General features: G+C 50.8%; 5 protein-coding genes. 2 read left to right on the plus strand and 3 right to left on the minus strand.

Annotated features, from left to right (window positions below):
• Positions 1-64: 64 nt before the first annotated feature.
• From HMPREF2554_RS04080 to HMPREF2554_RS04090, 3 genes are all read right to left on the minus strand, one after another.
• The gene (locus HMPREF2554_RS04080; RefSeq protein ID WP_115333536.1) at positions 65-703 is read right to left on the minus strand and encodes a hypothetical protein; all 639 of its coding nucleotides are present in this window, start codon (positions 701-703) and stop codon (positions 65-67) included.
• Between the two features lie 115 nt (positions 704-818).
• Positions 819-1,463, minus strand: coding sequence for a hypothetical protein (locus HMPREF2554_RS04085; RefSeq protein WP_013397930.1), 645 nt, complete (start codon positions 1,461-1,463; stop codon positions 819-821).
• Between the two features lie 44 nt (positions 1,464-1,507).
• On the minus strand, positions 1,508-1,927 hold the full coding sequence (locus HMPREF2554_RS04090; RefSeq protein WP_070554110.1) for a hypothetical protein: 420 nt from the start codon (positions 1,925-1,927) through the stop codon (positions 1,508-1,510).
• A gap of 385 nt (positions 1,928-2,312) precedes the next feature.
• Between HMPREF2554_RS04090 and HMPREF2554_RS04095 the strand changes: the two genes are divergently transcribed.
• Both HMPREF2554_RS04095 and HMPREF2554_RS04100 read left to right on the plus strand, forming a co-directional pair.
• Entirely contained in the window at positions 2,313-5,639 is a 3,327-nt protein-coding gene (locus HMPREF2554_RS04095; protein WP_049775422.1) for a DUF6531 domain-containing protein, read from the plus strand.
• Positions 5,599-8,555 (plus strand): RHS repeat-associated core domain-containing protein (locus HMPREF2554_RS04100; RefSeq protein ID WP_305793969.1); only part of this gene is annotated, 2,957 nt, incomplete at its 3' end. The genes HMPREF2554_RS04095 and HMPREF2554_RS04100, both read left to right, overlap by 41 nt.

The following is an 8,555-nucleotide window of genomic DNA, read 5'->3' on the forward strand; positions in this document are numbered from 1 at the left end:
CCAACCTTATGAATCAACTTCTGACCCTTCTCCTTAAGGACTAGTGGACTAGCGGGTGCATGTACTACTCTATCTTCTCGCACGGATATTCCAGCAGGTATAGAACACCAGAATTAGAACCAAGCGAGTCTTCTAGAGCTTTGCGATCAATACTTGAATCCAGACGAGGCCAACGACCCTCAGTGACACGGAAAGAAACATAGAACAGGAGCTGTTGCAAAGACATTCCAACAGGACGTACCACGACTTTTTGGCCTGTACTGCTACGTAAAATAAAACGATCCTGGTAAGGCTTAAGATTGTACTCTGCAATATTCATATAAGGAATATATTTCTTTCTGCCCATAAAAACCTTATATGTAATACCTTCATCATCAATAGTGATATATGAATATCTATAATTACGAAAAATATGTATAATAATCATGATATATATTACCAAAGGGGTCCATATCGGCCATACGGTCACAAATTCCAGTCCAGCATACAAATAAAGAGTTATATAGATATATACTATAAAGACAAAAAATATATATGATATAACAGCAGCAATTTTATGCACTATTTTAAGGCGATATGTCACCACATCTTCAAGCTTATAATAGTTTATTTTAGTAGTAACAAATTTAGAAGCTATCAATACCCCCAGCGAAGGTAGTACTGCAGCAACAAGAGGTATCATAAGCCTGATAATATCTGTCACTATTATCGCCTCCTTACCAGAATGTTTTTATTAATCTTATTATTATGAGGGTCATCCTGTTTATCTAAAAAGAATTTTACAGAGATGAGAGCATCCCCTGAGAATGCACCTTCTGCTATATTCTTTCCTCACTCTTGAAGGTAAGACCAGAGTAAGACATTACAAGGTCCTGTGTTTCCTCTAGATCGTCATAAAAACATTGGATTTTGTCTTGATCGTCTGAGTGATCATGCTGAGCCCAATACCCTGTTGTGAGACGGAAGGCAAGCTGAGGTATCAAAAGACCGGCATTAGTGAGTTTGGGATCGAAGCGTAATGTACCGTGCTGTGTTTTGAGTACCATCCAGGTCAGATCTCCCTCACGGGCGTAATACCGATATTTATGAATGTTTCGGTAGGTTGCTTGATATTTTTTACCCCATGTGTTCGACCATGAAAACCCTTCCGGGGTGGTCCACAGGTAGAAATTCTTTCGACTCAGGTAATAATAAACACCAGAGTACCACCCTACATTCATCGCTGGTAAAAATATAACTGTCCCAGGGTATTCTGGGATATAAATTCCTATGAGTGAAAGAATGATAACAGGGATAGACGATAGCAAAAGTATAATATTAGCAAGAATTCCTTGGAACTTATCTTTTGTGCCCCGGTACGGGTATTTCAAATTCCGATAATTCCAGTTCCGCTGAGCATATAGTAGAAATATACACGATATGCCGAAAAGAGCGAGGCTTCCTACCCCAAGAACCTGAATCATTTCTTTCCTTAAGTTTCTCAAATACCTATCGTAGAGTCGTGTTTTTATTCTTCCGAAGGCCTTCTCGCAATAAAAGCTAGAATAATATAGCCTACAAAAAATATGATTGTTATCATCATGGCCCATCCTGCAATAGGGAATAACAAAGGCCGCCTCTGAACAATATTCGTAAAACTCTCCACAAACCCCTCGACATCCCTAGCAGGAACAGATTCAGGAGTTTCTCCCAAAGTATCAGAGCGCTCGTTCTCATGCGCAGCACTTCCCTCAGCAGACGAGTCTTCTCCTGCCTTGTCGGGTGTTCTTGGCACACGATGCGAGGACGGTGTGGCACCCCAGCCCATGGCATACGCTGAGGTTATTTTCTGATAGTAGTTCTTTTGTTTTTTCTCGCTTCGATACGAGAGGTAACTACAGATAACGATGCCACTAAAGATGAGGGAATAATAAATATAGTTTCCCATTGCTGTTACTCTCCAAGGCCCCTTATACTCTTTATCCCTATTATTCCTACCAATAACTTATGATTTCGACCCTTAAGCCAGGACTTCCCGTGAGTGAGTACAGCGCCTACACAGCCGGAGGTAGAAATCTAAACATCACCCCTTAAAGGTCAGGTTGGTTGTACTCGACCGGTGCATGTCCGTTCCCGTATATGCATGATTCGGCAACCGCCTCACACACGAAGCAGCCCGACATGCCGCGCCTAAATGTACTGTTCATGACGAATATCCTTGACTAACCCTTATGTGAAGGTTAGGGTAAATATATCCTATACAGTGTTCTGTGACACTCACAAACATTAACTATATCTACGTTGATATAACTACAACCACACAAGGAGCAGCTATGCCGCACGTCCGCCCTGAACCTATCGCCCCTGAAAACAGCGGTTCACCAAGTTCTTTGGGCGGTAAGCCGGCGCCTATGCCTGAGCTCAAGCATGTTGATCCTCCGCAAAGCTCTGTTGACGACAATATGAGTATCGGCACGGCTGATAAGCCGCGCGCTATGCCTGACGTTCAGTTTGATGATGGGGCATCCGATAACCTCAGAAATGCGCTGAATTCTGCCGCAGACACTATCGAAACCCAGCAGGGCGGGCGAGACGGTCTTTTTGATACTGCACGAGATAAATTTGAGGGCAAATACGCCCACGACTTTCATATGTGCCACGTACAACTTGCCAATAACTCCGCCAACGTTGTGACGATGCTCCGTTATGGCGCGAAGCTGGTAGATTACATCAAAGAGTGCGCTCATGTTGAAAACGAAAACCGTAAGAAAGCCCGGGAGTGGGAGAACCGCAACGGTTTGCAGCAAACTTGGGATGGTGTTGTTCTCAACAAACACCGTCCCGATTATGCTCCCAACCCGTCGAAACCTGCTGAGCCCGGCTCTGCCCCGCAGCGCGATGTCAATGCTGGCGCCCCTGATGCATCCGGCGGCACTTCCTCTGCTATTCCAGAGAACCTCGACGGCTACAATACTGCCTGTGTATCCTACGACAACGAAGCAGGGCTCAAGCATACCGACATTACGAATGCGCTAAACACCTACACAAGTTCGTGCCATCACGGGTCGCTCGATATCAGCGAAACAATCAACAGCATGGCGGGGTGGCTTCAACAGAGCAACCAGGTCAATACCTGGGTTTCTGGAGTTGCCCAGGATTTTAGGGATGCTGGGTCTGGCACCGGTAACATCAAAACCGTCTCGAATGCGTATCTGGATCAGCGTATGCAGGAGCGTGGAACTGGTGCTCCTCAGGTTCAGAAAATCGAGGTTCATCCCGCTCAGGTCACGGGCGAAATCCCTACTTCCGGCTTCGCAAATGATCCGGTAAACGTGGCAACGGGTAACTTCATTGAGCCTGAAACCGACCTTTCTTTCCCGGGAACTTTTGCGCGTAATCTGAACCTGAAACGTATGTATAACAGCTTGGCTGTGACTAACTCGCAAGATATTCCTTCGGGTGTTTTTGGCATCGGATGGTCCTCTACTCTGGATCAGCGTCTTGAGTTTGATGCTGACAAAGCATCATGGTTTACCGCCGATGGGCGCATCCTCACGTTCGCGCGTGAAGGTGAAGGATTCGCGCGTGCCTCTGGGGAAGCATGGTGGCTGACAAAGGCAGAACTGGGCTCTGATGCGTATGCGCGTATCGAAGCCTTGCAGCGTGAAACACAGCGACAGCTCAAGAATTCTCGTGGCTTAGATGAATCCGCAGTTCAAGCTTTCATGCAGGAACCCTTCTATTGGATCGTGATGAATAATGCTCACGAATCCTTTGGGTTCAGCGCTTCTGGGGATTGGGTGAGTGCTACTGATGGGCACCCATCAAATACTGTGGTCGCATTCCGCGACGCGCAGGGGCGGGTGACAGATCTGGTGCATCCAGGATCCCAGCGCGGGATTCGTGTGGACTACGAAGAGCTAGGTCAAAGCACTGAGGCTCCCGAGCATCGCCCGATTAGTGCTTATACTTACAACACGACTGGCGCCGAAGCTGATACGCCGCTAATGGCTGCCGAATATTCGTATGAGGGTGAGTATCTGACGAGTGTGGCAACAAATGCGGGTGTCCGTTCGTATACTCACACGGATGCTGGACTTATCCGTGAGGTTATCAACGCCAATGGGATTGTAGAGGTTACCAACACCTACGATGAGCTGGGCCGGGTAGTTCACCAGCTCACCGAGTATGGGCGCGAAGTTTCGTACACCTATACCCCGAGCTTGGTTACTATTGTGGCGGATGCTGAAACAGGGGATAACTCTAACCTCTGGACAAGCGATTCTAAGGGACGCTTGATCGGAATCACCGCCACCGACGGCAGCCGACAGACCATGCGGTACGATTCTTTCGGAAACCGTGTGGGTATTACTGAGCGCGATGGTTCTAGGACTGCGCGCGTATTCGATAACCGAGGCAGGCTGAAGCGTGAACGTACTCCCGAGGGTACCGACTACACCTACGGGTGGGATGAACACGATCGCATAACCGGCGTATCTGTGCGGGATGCACGTGATCCCCGCAATCTGGGTACGCCAATGACCGTGAGCTATGAATATGCGGATTCGGTGAACCCAAACCCAAGCGCTGTGATTGACGCAGACGGTGCTCAGACGCTTTATGACTGGGACGATAGGGGTCTTCTTACCCGAGTCACTGAGCCAACGGGTGTATCCACAACCTTCGAGTACGATGCTTACGGTGATCTCGTCCTCGTGACAAACGGTGCGGGTAATACTACAACCTTGATACGTGATGACCACGGACGTGTTATTGGGGTTATAGATCCGCTTGGTCGTCGCGGTACGGCGACGTACAATTCTTCAGGTGCGCTTGCAAGTATCGAAAACGCAGATGGTGCCCGCTGGACTTTTGCGTACCCCGAGTTTGCCGTAGAATCCCTTCCCTCGCTGGTACGTAACAGCACCAATACGTCTGGGGGTTGTGGAAATCTTCCTACTTCGGTAACGGATCCCTACGGTGCTACCATCCGGTTTACCTACAATGCAGGCGGAGAAATCGCTAGTGTCACCAACCCGCTAGGTCATACGACCGAAGGAACTTTTGACACATGGGGTAACCTTGTTGGCCTCACTACCGCCAGCGGTGCCGTATGGAATTACGTTTATGATGGTTTGTCTCAGTTGGTTGAGGCTACTGACCCGAGCGGTGCTGCCACCCGGTATTCCTATGATTTGAACGGCGAGTTGTCGTCGGTGACGGATGCGACCGGCGTTGAAATTAAACGCAGGGTAGATCGTCAGCGCGGTATTGAGGAGATCGCGGATGCGTTCTCGTCCTCGTTCATTCACACGGATATTTTCGGTCGGGTTACGTCTGAGCAGAAACGTGCCCGGGGTGGGTCTTCTGCGAAGAAGGCCGATGTCGAAAGCGAGTTCATCACTTATGATGTTGCGGGTCGCCCGGTTGAGATTCTTGACGCCGCCGGTGGTCTGACCCGTTGTGAACGTGATGGTGCCGGGCGTGTGCTGCGGGTAATTTCTGCTGAAGGCCGTATCGAGACCTACGACTATGATGGGGCCGGGCGGGTGATCTCTCATGCCGTTGGGCTGGATGCTCCTGAGCGTTACACCGATGAAGAGGGGGTTTCGCGGGTTGTTGAGCCTTCTTGCTTGGGCGATAACTCGCCTGGAGTATGATGCCGCTTCGCAGATTATTAAGCGTATTAACCCTGACGGTACGGTTGAGAAGATCACGTATGACGTGTGTGGTCGAGTGGCCGGTGTGGAAGCCGGTGCGCGTGTGGCATCGTACGAGTACGATTTGTGCGGTCGCTTAATTGGTGTGCGCGATAGTTCTTTTGGGCAGCGAAGGTTTAAGTACGATGCTGCCGGTCAGATTATCCGGGCAACGGATGGTTTGGGGTTCCGTACGCATTTCTCGTATACCGCAACCGGGCAGGTTTGCCGCGTTGTCGATGCTGCCGGCCAGGTGACCGACTATGAGTACGATGCGCTAGATCGTCTGGTGCGTGTTATCAAGGCTGCGGGCACGGATGATGAGTCGGTGCAGGAGTACGCCTATGATGCTGCCGGTCGTCTGATTCGTGCTCATGATGGTGTACGCGAGTATACGCATACTTATGATTACGCTGCTGGTGGCCGCCTGGCGCATACGTGTGTTGATGGTGTGAAGGCTGCCGAGTTTGGGGTCGAGGATCAGGGTCGTACCGTGTGGGTGCGCGATTACGCTAGTGCTCAGGCCCTTGAAGCTGGCGCGTCTGAGGATGCGTTTGTACAGCATCGGTTTGTGTATGATGCACGCGGTTTGCTGATGGAGCGTTCACGTTCGGGCGTGATAACCGATACTGCGGGTCCGTGCTCTGGCACGGCGGATGTAGATGCGCAGGTTCAGGTGTTGAATACTTTCACGAACACGGGCGCGTACACACTCACGTTGGGGTACGATGCCGACGGTTACCGTACGCGCATGGTGACCCCGTACGGTGAGACTGCGATTGCCCACGATGGTGCTGGTCGCGTGGTGAGTATGTCACGCGCTGATCAAGATGCTCACCGTGAGAGCCCGGCGGCGCAGTATTCCTACGATGCGATGGGCAGGCTGATCCGTGCCCAGTTAGGCGACATTCTCTCGCGCTGGGAGTTTGATAGTGAGTCCGGTCTGGTGTGCTCGTACTCGCGCGAGAACACAGCGAAGGCGGATTCGGTTGAGCGTACCGAGGTTATTCGTGATGAGCAGGGTCGTATTGTGGGCTTGGATTCTGCCGATGGGCTGGTGGTGTATACCTATGATGCTGCCGGCCAGTTGACGGGTTCTCGTTCTGGTGATCTGGAGTTTGAATGGGTGTTTGAGGCTGGGCTCATGGTTTCTGAGCGCACTTGGCGTCATTCTGGTGGCACGGGCGAATCTGAGGAGCCTTCGCGGGTGCTGTCGGGTGAACGTTCGTTTGCGTATAACCGTTTGAACCAACTCACCGAAATTATTGCAGCCGACCATACAGCGGAGCATACGTTCACGACAGTGACCACGTATGAGTACAATGCCGCTGGTGAACGTACTCGTGAGATTATTACCGATGACAGGGGCGTACAGCAGGTTCGTGAGTACGCTTGGGGTGCGTACTCCGGGTTGGCCTCGGTAACGGATACGTATGTGACTGCTCACGGCGGTGAAGCTGCATCACGGGTTCGTATGGTGACTGATGTGACTGGTGAACTTGCCCAGGTAGCCGGGGTTAATGGTGTTTCGGTGCCATTGTTGTGGGATCCGGATGCTGCTATGCCACAGATCTTAGGTGCTGGCGGCATGCCTGCTCCCGGGTCTGACGGCGGTTTCTCCCAGGTTGGTATTGCGGGTGGTTTTGACCCGTGGGCTGTGCCGCCCATGCTGGGTTCTGCACCGGATGCTCAAGGGATGAATATTCCCGGTCTTCCCCGTACCTCGAGTGCGGATGATAGCGGTGTGTGGGAATCTATACTTCCTGCCGGGTTCTCGTTTACCGGTGCCGGGTCTGTGCGTGTTGCCGGTTTGGATGTGATGGGTGCCCGCGTCTTTGATGGCGTCTCGAAGCGTTTCCTCTCGACGGACCCGTTGGCTCAGGTGCCGGGTACTGGTTTCTTCGCGGATGTATATGCGTTCTGCGGGAACAACCCGGTAGGGCTAATGGACCCGTGGGGTCTGAAACCGATGTCGCCGGATGAGTTCCAGAAGTACTCCCAGGAACAATACGATAAGTTCTGGCAAGGTGTACGCAATGTTGGCGAATGGGCCGCTGGTGCGATTATGGTAGCAGCAGGTCTTGCGCTGACGGTTGCTGCCGTGGCGACGGGACCGTTGGGTATGGTGCTGCTGGGTGCTGCCTCGGGCGCCTTGATGAGTGGCGGTATGTCGGTGATTACCCAGAAGATGGAAGGTAAGAATGTTGATTGGGGCGCTGTTGGTCGAGATGCTCTGATTGGCGGTCTTGCCGGTGGTGCCGGTGGTGTAGTCGGCGGTATTTTTGCGAAGGGCGCTACTGTGGCAAAGGGCCTAGCAACGGCAGAGAAAGCGGGTAAAATCTCTCGTGTTGTACAAATGGGTGTGAAAGCATCGGATAAAATCAACGCTGGTATTGCCCGTATAGGAAACACCAAGCTTGTCTCTGCGTTCAGGAATAGTAAGTTTATTAATGGGGCGAGTAATTGGGTTGGTAACAAACTCTACGGTAAAACCTTCGAAGGCGGCGTTGATGAACTTGGTGCTAAGGTAATAGGCAGCGGGCTCCAAGAAGGCGTAAAAGATGGTACATCTTCTTCGGTGAAATATGCCGCAACAACTGATAATTGGAATGGTACAGACCAACTATCGGCTTTTGGCATGGGGTTTACTGGTGGTTTTGTATTTGGTGCAGTTGGTGGTGGTGCGAACCAAGGGATGACTGCTTCATCAGATTTAGCAAAAGAAACAGGAAAAACAGCCAGCAAATTAAATAACCCCTGGACTCGTAATTACGCTAATGACTGGATTACTAGTAATGGTGCTGATGCCATATCTATCGGTTTAGACCAAAAGATGAGTCCGGAGGAGAAGGGTCAGAAGTTGATTCATAAGGTTGG

The sequence above is a fragment of the Rothia sp. HMSC071F11 genome, assembly GCF_001809115.1.
Lineage (GTDB): Bacteria > Actinomycetota > Actinomycetes > Actinomycetales > Micrococcaceae > Rothia > Rothia dentocariosa.